Source organism: Rhizobium croatiense, assembly GCF_019793465.1.
GTDB lineage: Bacteria > Pseudomonadota > Alphaproteobacteria > Rhizobiales > Rhizobiaceae > Rhizobium > Rhizobium croatiense.
Window position 1 is genome coordinate 191,993 of the sequence record NZ_JAILYJ010000001.1, and the last position, 17,781, is coordinate 209,773.

Consider the following 17,781-nt stretch of genomic DNA (forward strand, 5'->3'; position numbering starts at 1 on the left):
GAGGATGACCGAAGGCATATTTTTTCTGCCTCTTCTGCCCCGATTTGCTGGCAACCTCGCCCTTTCCTCGACGTCATCCTCGGCCTTGTGCCGAGGATCTGCTGCCCTATCGACGGATAGCAGATGCTCGGGACAAGCCTGGACAAGCCCGAGCATGACGAAAGAGGGCTCTGTCAGCGGTCTTGAAGGCGGACTTTTGACGCCCTCGTCGGTTTCGGTCAGCCGATCGCCATCAGGCTGGCATTGCCGCCGGCAGCGGCGGTATTGATCGAGGTCGAGACCTCTTCCAGCAGCCAGTTCAGGCAATAGGCCTCAGGATCGCTGGCAAGTTCTTCGCTCGTGGCGGCCTGAACCAGGAGAAGCGGACCGGGCAAAGCCGCAATCCTATTGTTGACCGCTTGGACCCTGTCGCGATCCCCCTCGACGAGCGCGCCCGAGAAAGGCCCGTCTTTTTCCCAGTCCGAGGTCCAGGAAATGCGGCTGGCGACCGCCGCCGGAAGATCGGCGAGCAGCGATTTCGAGAGGGAACCGGCATCCACCGCGACATGATTGCCCGTTGCAAGGGCTGCGGCGATCTGGCGGTAGAGCCCGCTCTCCGTCTGCGGCACGAGCAGAATGCGGCCGCGCGGATGCAGCGCGTAAAGATTGCGCTCGCCGACCGGCCCGGTGAGCTCGCGTTCGAGCCCAAGTGCCGAGCGGCCGGCATAGCCGCGCGCCGCCTCCCCTTCGCCCGACAGGCCCTTCTTGTCGAGCCAGACGATGTAATCGCGAAGGGCAAGGTCCGTATGAACCGAATCCTGCTGCGGCGGCACCGGGGCGCGCTGCACCAGGCGGCCGATATAGAGCGGACCGCCTGCCTTCGGACCCGTTCCCGACAGGCCGCGGCCGCCGAACGGCTGGACGCCGACGACGGCGCCGATGATGTTGCGGTTGACGTAGAGGTTGCCGGCCTTGATGCGGCTCGTCACATGCGCGATGGTTTCGTCAAGCCGCGTGTGAAGTCCGAATGTGAGGCCGTAGCCCGAGGCATTGATGTCGTCGATCAGGCGGTCGAGCCCGTTTCTCTTGAAGCGGTAGACATGCAGGACCGGTCCGAAGACCTCCTTTGTCAGATCCGACAGCGACTTGATCTCGATGATCGTCGGCGGAACGAAAGTGCCCGCCGCAGCACTTGCGGGCAGCGCCAGCTGCTCCACCTTGCAGCCGGAGCCGCGCATCTGCTCGATATGCTGGTCGATCTCGGCCTTGGCGCCGTCGTTGATGACGGGGCCGACATCGACGCTCAGGCGATCGGTCCGGCCGACCGTCAGTTCACGGAAGGCGCCCTTCAACATGGCAAGCGTCCTGTCGGCGACATCGTCCTGAAGGCACAGGACCCTGAGCGCCGAGCAGCGCTGGCCGGCGCTGTCGAAAGCGGAGGCAATGACGTCGGCCACGACCTGCTCGGCCAATGCCGAGGAATCGACGATCATGCCGTTCTGACCGCCGGTTTCGGCGATCAGCGGGATCGGTTTGCCGCTCGACGACAGCCGTTCGGCCAGCTGCGCCTGGATCATGCGGGCGACCTCGGTCGAGCCGGTAAACATGACGCCAGCGGTTTCAGGAGCCCCGACCATGCCGGCGCCGAGCCGGCCGCTGCCGGGCACGAATTGCAGAGCGCCGACCGGCACGCCCGCCTCGTGGAGAATCTTGACGCTCTCCGAGGCGATGATCGGCGTCACGCCGGCGGGCTTGGCCAGCACGGGATTGCCGGCCACGAGGGCGGCGGCCACCTGTCCGGTGAAGATCGCCAGCGGGAAATTCCACGGGCTGATACAGACGATGGGCCCAAGCGGCGCGTGGGACGGCCCGAGGGTCTTGCGCGCCTGTTCGGCGTAATAGCGCAGGAAGTCGATCGCCTCACGCACTTCGCCGACGGCGTTGGCCGCCGATTTGCCGGCCTCGCGCATGACGATGCCCATCAGCGTCTTGATGCGGGCCTGCATGATGTCGGCCGCCCGCTCCAGGCAGGCCGCCCGCTCGGCCGGCGGCACGGCCGCCCATTGCGGTGCATAGGCGGCCGCCATCGCAACGATACGGGCCGCCTCCTCGACCTTCAGTTCGGTGACCGTGCCGACGACGTCGCGGCGATCGGCGGGATTAAGAACGTCGCGCGTCACCCCATCGGTGGAACCGTCGGCGAGGATCGGAAGCGCATGCCACGGGCTCGCGGCCGTGGAGGCGAGCGCCTGCGCCAGATCCGTCAGCGTCGCCTCGTTCGAGAGATCGAGCCCGTCCGAATTGGCGCGAGCATGGCCGTAGATCGCCTTCGGCGCAGCGATTTGCACATGAGGAGCGCCGACGACAGGCATGGCCGCAACGGTCTCGGCGGGATCGGCGATCAGCGCCTCGACCGAAACGTTCGGATCGGAGATGCGGTGCACGAAGGAGGAGTTGGCGCCGTTCTCGAGGAGGCGGCGCACCAGATAGGCGAGCAACGTCTCGTGGGTTCCGACTGGCGCATAGATGCGGCAGGGGCGGTCGAGCTTTTCCTTGCCGACGACCTCGTCATAGAGCGGTTCGCCCATGCCGTGCAGGCACTGGAACTCGTATTTGCCGACCGCGAAATCGGGACCGGCGAGATGATAGATCGCCGCCAGCGTCTGCGCATTGTGGGTCGCGAACTGCGGGAAAACCGCATCCGGCGCACCGAGCAGCTTGCGCGCGCAGGCGATATAGGCGACGTCGGTGTAGATCTTGCGGGTATAAACGGGATAGTCATCGAGGCCATCCAGCTGGGCGCGCTTGATTTCCGCATCCCAATAGGCGCCCTTGACGAGACGGACCATCATCCGGCGCCCGGACCGGCGGGCGAGATCGATAATGTAATCGAGCACGAAGGGGCAGCGCTTGCCATAGGCCTGCACGACGAAGCCAAGCCCGTTCCATCCGGCAAGCTCCGGCGCGAAGCAGAGCTCCTCGAGCAGATCGAGCGAAAGCTCCAGCCGATCGGCCTCCTCGGCATCGATGTTGAGGCCGATATCATGGGTCTTGGCGAGCACGGCGAGCGCCTTGACCTTGGGCAGCAATTCTCCCATTACGCGACCGGCCTGCGCCCTGACATAGCGGGGGTGCAGCGCCGAAAGCTTGATCGAAATGCCAGGGCCGTCATAGATGCCGCGTCCGTTCGAGGCCTTGCCGATGGCGTGGATCGCCTTTTCATAATCCTTGAAATAACGCTCGGCGTCGGCGGCCGTCGTCGCGGCCTCGCCGAGCATGTCGTAGGAATAGCGGAAGCCGCGCGCTTCGAGCGGCCGGGCGCGCTTCAGCGCCTCCTCGATCGTCTCGCCGGTGACGAACTGCTCGCCCATCATGCGCATCGCCATGTCGACGCCGCGGCGGATGACCGGTTCGCCGGCCCGCGCGATCAGCCGCGTCAGCGCTGCCGACAGGCTGCGGGCGTTGACCGTCGACGTCAGCTTGCCGGTGACGACGAGGCCCCAGGTGGCGGCGTTGACGAACATCGATTTGCCGCCGCCGATATGGGAGGTCCAGTTGCCCTCGGCGATCTTGTCGCGGATCAGCGCGTCGCGGGTGTCGGTATCGGGAATGCGCAACAGCGCTTCGGCAAGGCACATCAGCGCCACGCCTTCCTGGCTGGAAAGCGAATATTCCTGCACCAGCCCTTCGACGCCGGTGCCCTTGTGCTTGGCGCGCAAGGCTTCGATCAGCGTGCGAGCGGTGCTGCGGATGTCATAACGTTTCGCCTCGGAAACGCGCGCGGCCGCAACGAGGGGCGGCAGGCATTCGGTTTCCGGACGGCGATAGGCTGCCGTGATCGCCTGGCGAAGTTCCGATTGGGGCCGGATCGGCGGCGCAAAAGCGGCGAACGGCGCGCCGCCGGCAGGTTCTTTGGAGGATGCGGGGTCGGTCGCTGCGTTCAACATGGGAAATCCCTGATCAGTGAATGTTTCGTCTAACGGATAAATGGAACACCGGGCTCATCATCCCAGGTGGCATCGTCCGTGAAAATCGGGCCGGAATATTCCGTCTCGCGAAGCGGACGCGCATTGGGCTTGTCGCGTTTAAGAGTGAATGCCGCCGCCACGGCTTTTATCGCCAGTGGCCGATAGTGAACGAGCAGATCCGGCTTTTGATCCTCACCCGTCTCCTTCTTGTGCATGTCACTCCCCATTTTGCGTTCGGCGCCGATAGCGGCCCCGGCAAGCTGCCGGCCGGTTGGGCGCTCCTCCATTGCAGGCAGATAACCTATCACAGGCGCAAATCGCGATCTTACTTGATTTTCGCCATTTGCAGGCTGTATGAACTTATTAATTCGCCCATGAGAGTTCATATGGCTGCAGAAACCGATATTTTTAGTGAATTGGACCAGTTCGACAGAAAGATCCTCGCCGCGCTCGCCGAGGACGGCAGGCTATCGATCACCGATCTCGCCGCGCGGGTCGGATTGTCGAAGACGCCGTGCCAGATTCGCTTCAAGCGGCTGATCAGCGACGGCTATATCGAAGGCTTCAGGGCCGTCCTCAATCCATCGAAAATGCAGCTCGACCACATCGCCTTCGTCGAGGTGAAGCTCTCCGACACCCGCGAGGATGCGCTGAAAAGCTTCAATGAAGCGATCAAGAAGATCCGGGAAGTCGAAGAGTGCCACATGATCGCTGGTCGGTTCGATTATCTCCTGAAGATCCGCACCCGCGACATCGGCCGCTACCGCCGCGTGCTGGGCGAACGCATCTCGACGCTGCCCCATGTTGCCAACACCTCGACGAGTGTCGCGATGGAAACGATCAAGGAAGGCTGGGATAAGTTCGGTTCGAGCCTTTCATGATCATGAACGAATAAGCGGTTGCAATAGCGGCAATGTCTCCCAGGCAGTTCAGATGCCACTCGCTTTGCGTCCGCGTGCGCTCGGTTTCACCGGCACGCTTTTGCCGTACTCGTTCCACCACGCCGTCAACGCCTCCATCGTAGGGCCGAGGCCCCGCGCCTTTTGCGTGATCTCATATTCGACGCGCGGGGGAACCTCGGCAAAGACGGTGCGGGATATCAAGCCGTCCGCTTCGAGTTCGCGGAGTTGCGCCGTCAGCATGTGTTGGGTGATGCCGGGAATAGTCTTTCTCAACTCGCCAAAACGGTAGACCCGCTGATTGAGCAGCCACATGATTTCCAGCTTCCATTTGCCGGAGAGCAGCGCGAACGCGCGCCGCATCTCCTCATGCATATTGATTTCGCCATCGGCCATAGTCTGGTTTTCCATACTAGCAGCAAGTAATTCATCCTACTTGCAAATATAAACCTTAGGCGACATTTCTCTGCATGCACAAGGGAGCGCAGGAAAAGCGCCTCTCAAAACAAACAGACAGACCCGACAAGAGGAATGTTGCTGCGTCGGCAGCGACAGGGATGAACTCATGCCTGAATTTTACATGTACTGGATCAGCACGGCACTTCTATCCGTGCTCTACCTCGCCTCAGCCGCCATCTATGTCACCAAACGAGACAGGGTTCGCCAGGTTCTGGCGGAACTCGGATACCAAGCTTCCTATCTCATTCCGTTCATGATCGTCATCAAGGTTCTCGGCCCGGTCGCGATCCTTTCACGTGTCAGCGTGCCGCTCAGCGATCTCGCCTATGCCGGCATCTTCTTTCACCTGCTGCTCTCGGGCTTGGCGCATATCGGCATTCGAAAACCTGCCGGCGCCCTGCCCGCGGCGATCGGCCTCGCGCTATTGGTCACCTCGTTCATGACGCAGAACGACGCCCGCGACATGCCCTCCCCTTACGTCCAGGCCGCTGCGCTCTGACGTCTCGATGATTCCCAAGCCCCACCAATGGAGATACACATGGGTCGACTCAATGGAAAAGTTGCCATCGTCACAGGCGCAAGCCGCGGAATTGGCCGCGCCACCGCAAAGCTCTTTGCTGCCGAAGGCGCGAAGGTCGCAATTCTCTCGCGCACATCAGAAGGCGTCGAGCGTGTCGTCGCTGACATCGTCGAGGCGGGCGGCGCGGCACTCGCCGTCGTCTGCGACGTCGGTGAAGCCGATCAGATCACGGCTGCGGTCAACAAGGTCGTCGTAGCCTATGGCCGCATCGACGTTCTTGTGAACAATGCTTTCGACGGTTCCGCGGTCTCGTCTTCGATCATCGACCTCTCGGTCGAGCAACTGCAACGGAACTTCGATACCGGGCCGATCGCCTATCTGCTCTTTATGCAGGCCTGCTATCCTCACCTGAGAGAAAGCGGAGAAGGCCGGATCATCAACTTCGCCTCGATGGCCGCCACCAGCGGACTGGCTGGTTATGGCCCTTACAACATGGCCAAGGAAGCAGTGCGCGCGCTGACCCGCACGGCGGCACGCGAATGGGGTGCCGACAAGATCACAGTGAACAACGTTCTGCCGATCGCCGACACCTGGGGCGCCGCGGAAAAGGACGTGCCTCCGCCGACGAACGCGCTTGCGCGTTTCGGCTCACCGGAAGATGACATTGCCCCGGTGGTCCTGTTCCTTGCCAGCAAAGATTCGCAGTTCATCACGGGCTACAGTCTCACGCCCGACGGCGGCGCCATCATCGACAGCGCTCGGTAATCGCCGGTGAGCGAGGGGGCGCAACAGGTTCCGCCCCTTGAAGCGGCCCGGTGTGCTTTCGGGGTTACCCTACGACGGTAGCGAAAGGCTTCGACGAAGGCAGGCGATCTTTGCTACTTCAAGCCCTGGCGAAACCTCGCCCTCTTCTACGGCGATTACCACTGGGGAGGATTGATCCGGCCCGGCCGCTTCGGCACTGGTTTCCAGCCGCTGCTCGTACGGGGAGAATTTCCGGTGCGTATCGAACGGATCTGACAGACTTACGTGTAACGACCCACCTGACTGGATTGCCCGGTCGGCTTCGTGATCGCGACCTTTTTCGATCGAGATTATGAAACCGTACTTTTCCAGGAATTCAAATATTGTAGGAGGGTGGCGCTGAAGACGCTCCATTGTCATCATCTCCGGATCACGGTCGTAGGGGTGCCATTGGCGCGGTTTGGTCGCTCCTGTCGTCGACCGGTGTTTCTTGCCACGTTCCCCTTGCTCCCGAAAGCATATCGCCTAGCTGGCTTCCCTGTTTCCGTGCCCAGTCTGCGCTGTCATTGGTCAGCCGATAGACAACAAAACCGGTTTCGTTGTCTCCGGGCATGAAACCGGAGCCCCAAGATTCTTCCAGGCGGTATTCGATTTCAGCCACTTCAAGTGGTTCGGGAACGCGTGCGAGAAGGTTGTTTCGCTCCCCAACTTTGATGGCAACGTATGGCAGTGCGACAGCGCCCAGACCACAAGCTATGATGACGCTTCTTAAAACGAATTGGTTGGGTTGTGTCCGTCGCCAGATACGGCGCAACCCAAGAAAGACAATTGCTATGGCGGCGATGAACAGCAGGGCGCAAATGGCGAGCACGACCAGCGTAAAAACGATGAAACTCATATGGACTCGTAACTTGTCGCGGACATGATTGGATTCTCAAATAGGCGTGCGGATATTGAAATTGTGTATGCCTGACAACGTTCTACAATGGAGACAATGTCCGTTTATAGCGCATTGCTACCGAAATATAGAATGAGGAGCAGATGGATCAGGCTAACAGCTCGCCACCATTGGCGAACGAACAACGGGAAGCACGCAGGCTTCAATTTCTCCCCTGGGAGCGCATCGCGGCGGACCTCGACCATCCCGCTCATCTTGCCCGCAAAGCCGCGCTCATGCAATCCTGCGGCGCGGAGCTGGCCGAGACCTCCTACATCGCCGAGAATGCCGCGGTCTTCACCGAAAGCCTGGTGATGGGCGAGCGGTCATGGATCGCGGGGCATGCGCTCGTGCGCGGCCAAGTCTCACTCGGCGACGATTGCTCCGTCAATCCCTATGCCTGTATTTCCGGTAAGGTGACGTGCGGCAATGGGGTCCGCATTGCCTCGCACGCTTCGATCGTCGGCTTCAATCACGGCTTCGACGATCCTGATCTGCCGATACACCGTCAGGGCGTCATCAGCCTCGGCATCGTGATCGGTGACGATGTGTGGATCGGCGCCAATTGCGTGATCCTCGATGGCGTTACGATTGGAAACGGCGCGGTCATTGCTGCCGGCGCGGTCGTCACGGGAGATATTCCCCCCGTGGCGATCGCCGGTGGCGTCCCCGCCCGAGTGCTGTGGCATCGGGGCTCGGCGGCCGGCAAACCCAACGCGGGGGACATTGAAGATCGACTGATCAAGCTTGGGCAGAAGGCGAAGGAGCAATGGCCGGACATTCTCGCGCGCTGGAAAACGGAAGCGGGTTATGAATCACTGGAAGCGGACGGCGTGAGGAGACCGGCAATCCGGCATCTATGTGATGCGATCGAGATCGCCGCCGGCTTCGGCCATCTGCCGCCGGGCCTCGATGCGTCGGAGACCATCGAGCGCCTGCAAGGGATCCAGGACCGGGAGACCGGCCTTTTCCCGGAAGAACATGCGCCTGCGCATGGGACGCTGCTGAGAGATGATCCGAAGGCGCTCTACAATGTCCTGTCGGTCGGCTATGCGCTTGAACTGCTCGGCTCACGTCCGCGGTGCCCTGTCCACGCGGCTGCGCTCGAAGCCGCAGAGCTCGACGAATGGCTGAGAGCGCTGCCCTGGCAAAGCCGGGCGTGGCATGCCGGCAGCGTGGTCGATGCGATCGGCACCGCCATGTATTTCAACGCAAGGTATTTCGGCATTCGGCAATCGCGGCAGGCGCTATTCGAATGGCTAAACCGCCATGTCAACATTGTCTCCGGCTTGTGGGGCGAGCCGACGGCGCTGGAGGGATGGCTCCAGCCGGTGAACGGCTTTTATCGCCTGACGCGTGGCACCTATGCCCAGTTCGGCAATGCGCTTCCGCACCCGCACGCGTCGCTTGAGACAATTCACCTCAATTATCGCAGCCACAAGGGCTTCGTTGGCGCGACATACAATGCGTGTAACCTGCTGGATACGATCCATCCCCTGCTGCTGATTGCCCGGCAGACCGATTATAGGCGCACAGATGGCGAGAAGATCGCGCGCAATCTCATATTGATGGCTCCGGACAGATGGCGGGACGGCGAGGGATTTCCTTTCGCCGACGATGGCGAACCCAGTCTACAGGGGACGGAGATGTGGCTTTCCGTCATTCACCTGGCAGCCGATTTCCTCGGCCTTGCGGATCAGTTCGCCTTCGTTCCCAAAGGTGTGCACCGGACGGCAACTCCCGGGCTCGGCCTGTGATCAACCGTGCAGCGCGGCCGTCAACCAGGCGGCGGCGAGATTGCGCGCATTGCTTCGCTTGGCCTTGACGGGCACGATCACGTTGTAGCGGTCCTCGGCGGCAAGCTCGCTTGCCTCAGCGCTCACCAGGGTTCCGTCCTCCAGGAAGGTGCCGATCAGCATGCGCCATCCTAGGGCGATTCCCTGCCCCGCGCGCGCGGCGGCGATGGTCTCGGTATAATGGTTGAAGCGAAGCGACGGTTTGATCTCGATATTGGCGCCGGTGAGCGATACCCATTGCGACCAGCTGTACCAGGAACGATCGAGGACATCCGTCTCGATGAATTCGTCGGCCGAGCCCAGCGGCCCATCTGCCCGCCGGTTGAGATAGTCGGGCGAACAGACAGGAGTAATGACGTCGCCGCGCGAGGCGATTACCGTACCATCGCTGAAGGGAGGCATGCCGTAGCGGATGGCCACGTCGATCTCCCCGTCGTCGAGAGCGATCGGACTGTCCTGAGAGATCACCCGCACCAAAATCCCGGGATTTGCCTTGCGGAACTCCGCCAGCCTCGGCAGCAGCCAAAAGGACGAGAATGCGACGGTCGCCCCGATCGTCACGACATCCTGGCCGCGCGACTGAATCGCCTCCACGCTTTCTGCGATATCGCCGAAGCTCTTGGCGAGGGTTGCCCCAAGGTTGACGCAAGCCGCGGTCGGCTCGATCGCCCGGTGCTTGCGCAGGAACAGCGGCTGGCCAAGCTCCTCCTCGAGGGCAGCGATCTGCCGGCTGACCGCGGCCTGGGTGACGCCGAGTTCGCCTGCCGCAAGCGTGAAGCTTTTCCGCCTGAGCACCGCTTCCAGCGTCACCAGCGCCGTCAGCGAGGGAAGCCGCCTTCGAAACTGCATCTCAATCCTCCTCGCATAAAAAAAAGTCATGCGAACGTGATTTTTTATGCCGTTGAAACCTTGTAACTGCAAGCGCAATCTGGGGAAACTCTCACATAAGAGGTTCTCATGCTAAACAAGCTTCCATCTTCCATTTCAGCCCTTCTCGACGCTCGCGCCGATGGCCACTCCCTACCGGCCGGGCTATACACCAGGGAAGATGTGTTCGAAGCTGACATTGACGTCTTCTTCCACAAGCACTGGATCTGCGTTGGCCTCGACTGTGACGTCCCAGAACCCGGTGACGCCACGGTGATTGATATCGGCAAGACAAGCCTGATTCTCCTGCGCGACGACGACGGCGAACTCCGCGTGCTGCACAATGTCTGCCGCCATCGCGGCTCTCGCCTTCTCGATCCGGGCAAGACGATTGTCTCTAAGCTCGTCTGTCCCTATCACACCTGGACCTATGAGCTGACCGGGGAGCTCAGCTACGCGCCCCATATGGGCAAGGATTTCGACAAGGACTGCCACGGCCTGAAACCCGTCACCTTCAAGTCCATCGGTGGGCTGATCTATGTATGCCTCTCCGATAATCCGCCGGAAGACATCGCTCTCCTCGAGCAGACGATGACGGAGCGCCTCGCTCCCTACGACATCCGCAATGCCAAGATCGCTCACCAGACAGACGTCGTCGAGGACGGCAACTGGAAGCTGACGATGGAGAACAATCGCGAATGCTACCATTGCTCCGCGAATCATCCGGAACTTTGCGTCTCCTTCGTCGACCTCGATTTCGGCTTCGATCCGGAAACGCTGAGCCCCGAGGATCGTGAGGAGGCCGAGGAGCATTTCCGGCTCTACGAAGAGCGGACCAAGGCATGGGAAGTCGACGGCTTTCCCTCGGCAGCCGTTGAGCAGCTCGCCGACTGCGCCACGAACTTTCGCACGCAACGGCTGATCATCGCTGGCGCCGGTGAATCCCAGACCCATGACGCCACCGCCGCATCGTCCAAACTGCTCGGGCAGATGACCCGGAAGGATCTCGGCGACACGCATCTCTGGGGCCACAACAGCTGGAACCACTTCATGGGCGACCATGCGGTCGTGGCGATCGTCATTCCGCTATCGGCCGGCAAGACGCTGGTCCGCACCAAATGGCTGGTACACAAGGACGCCGTCGAAGGGATCGACTACGATCTCGACAAGCTGACGGATGTCTGGATTCAGACGACGGACCAGGATGCCGACCTCGTTGCCCGCTCGCATGCCGGCACGCTCGATCCCGCCTATCGGCCGGGCCCCTACTCCCGCTTCTCCGAGACCAACCTCGACAAGTTCGCCGCCTGGTACATCGATCGGATGCGCGCCCATGGATACTAGGAGCCCGCAGGGCTTGTCCGTTAAAGCCACCCCCGCCGACCTCTGGGATCCCGAGGAAGACGACGCACTCGTCTGCCTCGACGTCCAGCAGGAGACCCATGACGTCAAGACCTTCACCTTCGCATCCCGCGATGGCAAGCGTTTCGCGTTTAAGGCCGGGCAGTATTTCCTGTTCGACCTCGAACACAATGGAGAGGCTGAAAGCCGGTGCTACAGCATCTCCTCATCGCCGCATCGCACGAACGCTTTTTCGGTAACGGTGAAACGCGTTCCAGGCGGCAAGATTTCCAACTGGCTGCACGATACGCTGGTGGCCGGAGCATCGGTCAAGGCGAACGGCCCGCTCGGCCATTTCGTGCGATCCGGCACGGGCCAAAAGCTCCTGCTGCTCTCCGGCGGTTCCGGCATTACGCCTGTCATGTCCATTCTGCGAGAGATCGCCGATAGCTGCGAACCGGCCGATGTCGTCTTCATGCACGCCGCTCGCACGCCGCAGGATCTGATCTTCCGCGACGAGTTCGCCTGCATCGCCCGCAGGGTGAAAGGTCTTCGGCTGCACTTTCTTCCCGAGACCGTCGTCGGCGAAGCATCGTGGCCGGGGCTGACCGGCCGTATTTCGGCGGAGTATATGCGGCTTGCGGTACCCGACATCGCCGACCGCACCGTGATGTGCTGCGGCCCCGCTCCGTTTATGGCGGCGGCGCGCCGTATTGCCGGCGAACTCGGCGTGCCCACTTCGAACTATGTGGAAGAAAGCTTCGACGCCGCAGTGATCGATGAGCCGGAGATCCCCGCCGTTCAAGAGGCGGCCGCCAAGGTTTTCCAGGTCACCTTCTCGAAGCAGGCCCGCAACATCGACGTATCGGGCGATCAGAGCGTGCTTTCCTGCGCCAAGAAATCAGGCGTCAGGATTCCATCCTCTTGCGCCAACGGCGTCTGCGGCACCTGCAAGTCGAAGCTGACTTCGGGCACGGTCGATATGAACCACAATGGTGGGATCCGCCAGAGGGAAATCGACGCCGGCTTCTTCCTGCCGTGCTGCTCCAAGCCGCTCAGCGATCTCGTCATCGAGCGCTGAAGGTCGGTCACCTCACCCTATTCACGGATGGAAAGATGTACTCGGATGCTGCGAGACGAAAGCTGTTCCGCCGAGCTGGCCGGCTCGACCGTCTTCAAGGACGAGAGAAAGCAGGCCTACCTCAATCCCGAGGGAGGGGATCGGCCTCTCATCAGCCCGCTGCCGGCCGCGACGCTTGATCGGGCGCGCCGCTATCGTCTCGAGCGACTGCGCCTGAAGATGCGCGAATGGGACTGCGGCGCCCTGCTCCTCTACGATCCCGTCAATATCCGCTATGCCTTCGATTCCTCGAACATGAGCATTTGGACGATGCACAATGCATCGCGCTACGCTCTGATCCTGGCCGATGGGCCTGCAATCCTTTTCGAATTCGAAGGCGCCGAACACGTCAATGACGGGCTCCCCGGCATTGACGAGATCCGGCCGGCGAAGTCGTGGATATTCTTCACTGCAGGAAACCTCATGGAGCCCCGCATGAGAGCCTGGGCGGATGAGGTCGCGGACCTCGTGCAGCGCAACGGCGGCAACAGACGTATTGCCGTGGACAGGCTCGAACCAGCTGGCGCCTTCGAACTCAGGGAACGCGGATTGATGCTCCTCGACGGCCAGGAACTGGCCGAACGGGCGCGGTCCATCAAGTGCGCGGAGGAAATCGAGCTGATGCGGTGGACCATCCGCGTCTGCGAAGCGGGCATGGCCAGGATGTACGAGGCTTCGGAGCCCGGCCGGACAGAACGAGAGATCTGGGCGGAGCTTCACTTCGAAAACGCCCGCAGTGGCGGCGAGTGGCTGGAGACGAAGCTCTTGACCGCGGGCCCCAGAACCAATCCCTGGTATCAGGAATGTTCGGATTACGTCATTAAACGCGGCGAGATGATATCCTTCGACACCGATATGATCGGGCCCTACGGCTATTGCGCCGATCTTTCGCGATCATGGACATGTGGACATGTCGCGATGAACGCCAAGCAGAAGGAACTTTACGCCGCCGCCAAGGATCAGATCGAGCACAATCTCGCCATCCTGAAGCCCGGCATGACGTTCGAAGAGTTCAACGCGCTGTCGTGGCGGATTCCAGAAAAATACCAGCCTTATCGATACACGCTTGCTCTGCATGGGACCGGAATGGCGGACGAATGGCCGGGGATCCTTCTGCATCCGGATTTCGACCCGAACTTCAGCGGCATCATCGAGGAAAACATGGTGCTCAACGTCGAAAGCCTGATTGCCGAAGCCGGATCCGAGAGCATCAAGCTGGAAACCCAGGTTTTGATCACGGCAAGGGGAGCCGACCGGCTGGACACGTTTCCCTGGGAAAATATATGAAGAGCGTTAAAGCATGTCGCGCAAAAGTGTGCAGCGGCGACAACGGCATGCGTAAAAACAAAGACCTAAAGCGCGAGGAGCGAATCTGAAAGATTGCGACGCGCTCTAGTGCGCTCTCGAAACGGCTGCGCGATGCTGCGATGGCGTTTGCCCGAATGTGCGCTTGAACGTTCTGGTGAACTGCGAGGCATTTTCAAATCCGACGTCGAGTGCAATCTCGATCAGTGGCGCTTTCGACTGGGCAAGGATCGATTTTGCCCGCTCCATGCGGACGCGGTTATAGGCCTTGGCGGGAGACATCCCGGTCTTCTCGATGAAGATTCTCTCCAGCTGCCGCCTTGAGAGCCCGACCATGGCGGCGAGCTTCTCGATCGGCATGCTGCCGTCGACGAACTGCTCCATGGTAATCATCGCCGCCTTGACGCGAGCGTCGTCGTAGTCGTCATAAAGCGGGCGCCGAGGCTGAATATCCGATGTAGTTCGGGCCTTCTCGATCTGAAGCACTTCAAGCGCGTTGCGTTCGGCGTCGCGGCTTATGTATTTCCTTACCAGCAATGCTGCCATGTCAGCAGCGCTGCTGCCTCCAGCGCAGGATCCGCGCTGCCGGTCGAGATTGAAGAGCCGGTCGGAGCGGACGCTGAGATCGGGGAAGCGCTCACGAAACTCCTTGTAGTGCAGCCAGCTCACGCAGGATTCGTGCCGCTTCATCAGGCCCGCCGCAGCAAGTATGAACGAGCCGGTGCAAACGCCGATCAGCGGCACTTTCTTCGCATCCGCCAGGCGCAGAAAGGCGATGGTCTGTTGGTCGACCGGATTTTCCACCGACAGCAAGCCGCCGACGACGACGATATAATCGAATCTTGACGGATCGACGAAATCCGAGGTCGGTGCGACCTGGACGCCGCAGCTCGAGGTGATCAGGTGCCGCGTACTGCCGATCACCTGCCAGTCGGCAAGCACCCTTCCGGAACGATCCTGCTCGTCGCTGGCAAGCCTCAGCGTATCCACAAACAGTGCGAAAGCCGACAGTGTGAAGCACCGCGACAGAACGAACCCCACCTTGAGCCGGGCCGCCTGCTTTGCGCCACCGTCTACCAACCGATGCTCAGGTCGTATGTTCATCTCCTGCCCTCCAAACGCGCTCATCGAATCTGAAAACCGTGCGCCAGCGGATCGCGATCGTCGACGAAAATAGTGTTGTGGCCAACGACCCGCGCCCAGCCTCCAATGCTCGGAAGAATGCCGGCATAAGGCCCAATGCTCACCTCGGCTTCGATCCTGCCTTCGAAGATCGTGCCGATCAGGCTCTCATGACGGTATTTCGAACCGACGGCAAGCCGTCCCTTTCGGTGAAGCTGCGCCATGCGCGCGGACGTGCCGGTGCCGCCTGGCGACCGGTCGATCGCCTTTTCTCCGTAGAAGACGGCGCAACGCCCGTCCGCGACGTCATTGATAGGGCCGTCGCACCAGATCGCATGATGCACGCCGGAAATCCTGGGATCGTCCGGGTGAACGGGATTGCAGACGTCGGCGAGTGCTGCCCTGAGCTTCTGGCTGCATCCGACAATGTCGGACGCGCTCATGCCGTCAAGTCCACTCCAGTTCTCCTGCGGTTCGACGACCGCATAATAGTTGCCGCCATAGGCGATATCGACGTGCATACGGCCCATTCCAGGCACATCGATCTCGACATTGGCATCATGGAGATAGCTCGCCACGTTGTGGAGACGAACGGAATCGACATATCCGCCCTTCTCCTCATAGGTAACATCGACCCTGCCGGCCGGCGTTTCGATCGCGACCCTTCCGGCTTCGCGCGGCTTGACCAGTCCCTCTTCGATCGCGGCGGTCACGGTGCCGATCGTGGCGGCGCCGCACATCGGCAGGCAGCCGCTGACCTCGATGAAAAGAACGGCGAAATCGCAGTCGTCCCGATAGGCCGGGTAGATGATCGAGCCCGACATGATGTCGTTCCCCCTCGGCTCGAACATCAGCGCCTTTCGAACCCAGTCGTGGTCGCGGACAAAGATTTCTCGGCGCTCCCACATCGGCAGATGCGGCAACAGCGGACCGCCGCCGGCAACGAGACGGACCGGGTTGCCGCAGGTATGGGCATCGATGCAGAAGAAGCTGGTTCTCATTCCGGCATGTCCTTGCTATCTCGCCTCCGGCAGCCTGTTGCGGTCGAGAAGGCCGCGGGACAACCGGTCTAGCAGAAGGGCAACCGCGACGATCGCCAGGCCCGCTCTGAGGCCAAGCCCCATTTCCATGCGCGTCAGACCACGTGTCACCTCCGCCCCGAGCCCGCCTGCGCCGACGAGGCCGGCCAGCACGACCATTGCCAGCGACAAAAGAATGCACTGGTTGAGCCCCACCAGCAGAGTCTGCTTGGCGAGGGGTATTTCGATCTTCCAGAGGATCGAACGCGGCGGCGCGCCGATGGCGCTGCCGAGCTCGATGAATACCTTGGGCACCTGGTTGAAGGCCAGCGTCGTCAGGCGCAGCATCGGCGGAATGCCGTAGACGATGGTGGCAATAATCGCCGGCACGCGCCCAAGGCTGAAGATCATCACCGCGGGAATGAGATAGACCCATGGGGGCACGGTCTGCATCACGTCGAGAAATGGCCGAACCACCGCTTCCAGCGTCTTGTGCCGCGAGCACAGGACGCCGATCGGAAAGGCGATGAGCACCGAGATCATGACAGCGACGCTGACCAGCGCTAGGGTCTGCATCGATGCCGTCCACAATCCGACAAGCAGGCAGAAGCCGAGGCAGAGACCGGCAAGGATCGCGGCGCGCAGGCTGACGGCAAAGAATGCCAGGAGGACGACGATCGCGATCAGCGCATAGGGCGGCACGAAGAGCAGTGCCGCCTCGATTGCCGAAAGCACCGTTTCCACAAGATAGCTGATGGCCGCAAACAGCGGGTGAAGATTGGTGTTGAGCCAATCGACGGCCGGGGCCAGGAACGCGCCGGGCGAAAACTGCAAGGTCGAAAGATTCATGCTTTCCTCCCTGTTCCCAGGCGAGCGGCACTCTGGGTTATCCGGTCAATCACCATGGTCAATACCACGATGGCGATCGCTCCATTGATAGAGGTGGCGATGTCGAGTGTCCTGATCGCGCCGTAGATCGTTTCTCCGAGTCCGCCGGAGCCGACGATGCCGGCGATGACCACCATGCCGAAGGCCATCATCAGGCTCTGGTTGATGCCCGCCATGATGCTCGGCAGGGCAAAGGGAAGGCGGATCTTGAAGAACATCCTTGCCGGCGTCATCCCCAGTGCCTCCCCAAGCTCGATGAATTCCTTGGGAGTCATGCGGATACCGAGCGAGGTAAGGCGGATTGCCGGCGGCACGGCGACGATCACGGTCGCGATCAATGCCGTTGCCGGCCCGTAGCCGAGCAAGGCGATCGCCGGCAGCAGGTAGATATAGGGCGGAAGTGTCTGGATCAAATCGAGGCCCGGCTCGATGAAGCGATCGAGGGCGGTGAAGAAGCCGGCGGCAATGCCGATCGGGATGCCAATCACCAAGGCGATGACAGTCGCTGTCAGAACCAGAGCCAGCGTGCTCATCGTCTCCGGCCACAGTCCCATCGAAAAGCAAAGCGCCAGCGCAACGCCGCTCAAGAGGGCGAACCAGACATTGACCAGCCGCCAGCCGATCAGCGCCACGATGAGGGCGACCACATAAAAGGGCGGAAGTTCCAAGAGCCAGAGGATCCCATCATAGAGCCCTTCGAGAAGCTGTCTGATGTAGTCGAAAAGGAACTCCCCGTTGTCGCTCACCCATTCGAGCGCCGAGTCCGTCCATTCGTCGAAAAGATCGGTGAAGGCTGAAGTACCCATGTCGATAACTC

16 protein-coding genes and 1 pseudogene are annotated in these 17,781 nt (G+C 61.3%); 8 read left to right on the plus strand and 9 right to left on the minus strand.

All coding sequences use genetic code 11. The features are described from left to right. Positions 1–218 precede the first annotated feature (218 nt). On the minus strand, positions 219–3,926 hold the full coding sequence (putA, locus tag K6M89_RS00870) for a trifunctional transcriptional regulator/proline dehydrogenase/L-glutamate gamma-semialdehyde dehydrogenase (RefSeq protein ID WP_222138078.1): 3,708 nt from the start codon (positions 3,924–3,926) through the stop codon (positions 219–221). Between the two features lie 29 nt (positions 3,927–3,955). Continuing rightward, positions 3,956–4,162: a hypothetical protein gene (locus K6M89_RS30865; RefSeq protein WP_040112551.1), complete on the minus strand. Its 207-nt coding sequence runs from the start codon at positions 4,160–4,162 to the stop codon at positions 3,956–3,958. A gap of 171 nt (positions 4,163–4,333) precedes the next feature. On the opposite strand from K6M89_RS30865, the gene K6M89_RS00875 reads away from it, so the two are divergent. Next, a complete protein-coding gene (locus tag K6M89_RS00875) occupies positions 4,334–4,828 on the plus strand; it encodes an Lrp/AsnC family transcriptional regulator (protein WP_222138357.1) in 495 nt (164 codons plus the stop codon). 48 nt (positions 4,829–4,876) lie between these two features. Here K6M89_RS00875 and K6M89_RS00880 read toward each other — a convergent pair whose 3' ends face one another. Continuing rightward, entirely contained in the window at positions 4,877–5,257 is a 381-nt protein-coding gene (locus tag K6M89_RS00880; protein ID WP_222138079.1) for a winged helix-turn-helix transcriptional regulator, read from the minus strand. A 154-nt stretch (positions 5,258–5,411) separates the two neighbouring features. Between K6M89_RS00880 and K6M89_RS00885 the strand changes: the two genes are divergently transcribed. The 3 genes and pseudogenes from K6M89_RS00885 to K6M89_RS00895 all read left to right on the plus strand — a co-directional run. Then, positions 5,412–5,804 carry a DoxX family protein gene (locus tag K6M89_RS00885; protein ID WP_222138080.1) on the plus strand — a complete coding sequence of 131 codons (393 nt, stop codon included), beginning with the start codon at positions 5,412–5,414 and terminating at the stop codon, positions 5,802–5,804. 39 nt (positions 5,805–5,843) lie between these two features. After that, positions 5,844–6,590: an SDR family NAD(P)-dependent oxidoreductase gene (locus tag K6M89_RS00890; protein ID WP_222138081.1), complete on the plus strand. Its 747-nt coding sequence runs from the start codon at positions 5,844–5,846 to the stop codon at positions 6,588–6,590. A 102-nt stretch (positions 6,591–6,692) separates the two neighbouring features. Further along, a pseudogene (locus K6M89_RS00895) lies at positions 6,693–6,845 on the plus strand (cyclophilin-like fold protein); the annotation flags it as partial. 154 nt (positions 6,846–6,999) lie between these two features. Here K6M89_RS00895 and K6M89_RS00900 read toward each other — a convergent pair. Beyond that, positions 7,000–7,467, minus strand: a complete 468-nt coding sequence (locus tag K6M89_RS00900; protein ID WP_222138082.1) for a hypothetical protein — start codon at positions 7,465–7,467, stop codon at positions 7,000–7,002. A gap of 143 nt (positions 7,468–7,610) precedes the next feature. On the opposite strand from K6M89_RS00900, the gene K6M89_RS00905 reads away from it, so the two are divergent. Beyond that, positions 7,611–9,263 (plus strand): acyltransferase, encoded by a 1,653-nt coding sequence (locus K6M89_RS00905; RefSeq protein ID WP_222138083.1) that lies wholly within the window; start codon positions 7,611–7,613, stop codon positions 9,261–9,263. Here K6M89_RS00905 and K6M89_RS00910 read toward each other — a convergent pair whose 3' ends face one another. After that, positions 9,264–10,151, minus strand: a complete 888-nt coding sequence (locus K6M89_RS00910) for a LysR substrate-binding domain-containing protein (protein WP_222138084.1) — start codon at positions 10,149–10,151, stop codon at positions 9,264–9,266. It abuts the gene before it with no gap. A 108-nt stretch (positions 10,152–10,259) separates the two neighbouring features. Here K6M89_RS00910 and K6M89_RS00915 point away from each other — a divergent pair, with 108 nt between their 5' ends. From K6M89_RS00915 to K6M89_RS00925, 3 genes are read left to right on the plus strand one after another with little or no spacing between them, the layout of a single operon-like run. Beyond that, entirely contained in the window at positions 10,260–11,513 is a 1,254-nt protein-coding gene (locus tag K6M89_RS00915) for an aromatic ring-hydroxylating oxygenase subunit alpha (RefSeq protein ID WP_222138085.1), read from the plus strand. Beyond that, the gene (locus K6M89_RS00920; protein WP_222138086.1) at positions 11,503–12,591 is read left to right on the plus strand and encodes an FAD-binding oxidoreductase; all 1,089 of its coding nucleotides are present in this window, start codon (positions 11,503–11,505) and stop codon (positions 12,589–12,591) included. Before K6M89_RS00915 ends, K6M89_RS00920 begins: the two co-directional genes overlap by 11 nt. 45 nt (positions 12,592–12,636) lie before the next feature. Next, positions 12,637–13,917 carry a M24 family metallopeptidase gene (locus tag K6M89_RS00925; protein WP_222138087.1) on the plus strand — a complete coding sequence of 427 codons (1,281 nt, stop codon included), beginning with the start codon at positions 12,637–12,639 and terminating at the stop codon, positions 13,915–13,917. 105 nt (positions 13,918–14,022) lie between these two features. On the opposite strand, the gene K6M89_RS00930 is transcribed toward K6M89_RS00925, so the two are convergent. The 4 genes from K6M89_RS00930 to K6M89_RS00945 are packed head-to-tail and all read right to left on the minus strand — an operon-like array spanning position 14,023 to position 17,770. Then, entirely contained in the window at positions 14,023–15,033 is a 1,011-nt protein-coding gene (locus tag K6M89_RS00930; RefSeq protein ID WP_222138358.1) for a GlxA family transcriptional regulator, read from the minus strand. A 26-nt stretch (positions 15,034–15,059) separates the two neighbouring features. Beyond that, positions 15,060–16,058 (minus strand): 4-hydroxyproline epimerase, encoded by a 999-nt coding sequence (locus K6M89_RS00935; RefSeq protein WP_222138088.1) that lies wholly within the window; start codon positions 16,056–16,058, stop codon positions 15,060–15,062. A gap of 15 nt (positions 16,059–16,073) precedes the next feature. Next, positions 16,074–16,925, minus strand: coding sequence for an ABC transporter permease (locus K6M89_RS00940; RefSeq protein ID WP_222138089.1), 852 nt, complete (start codon positions 16,923–16,925; stop codon positions 16,074–16,076). Beyond that, a complete protein-coding gene (locus K6M89_RS00945; protein ID WP_222138090.1) occupies positions 16,922–17,770 on the minus strand; it encodes an ABC transporter permease in 849 nt (282 codons plus the stop codon). Before K6M89_RS00945 ends, K6M89_RS00940 begins: the two co-directional genes overlap by 4 nt. Positions 17,771–17,781: the final 11 nt, after the last annotated feature.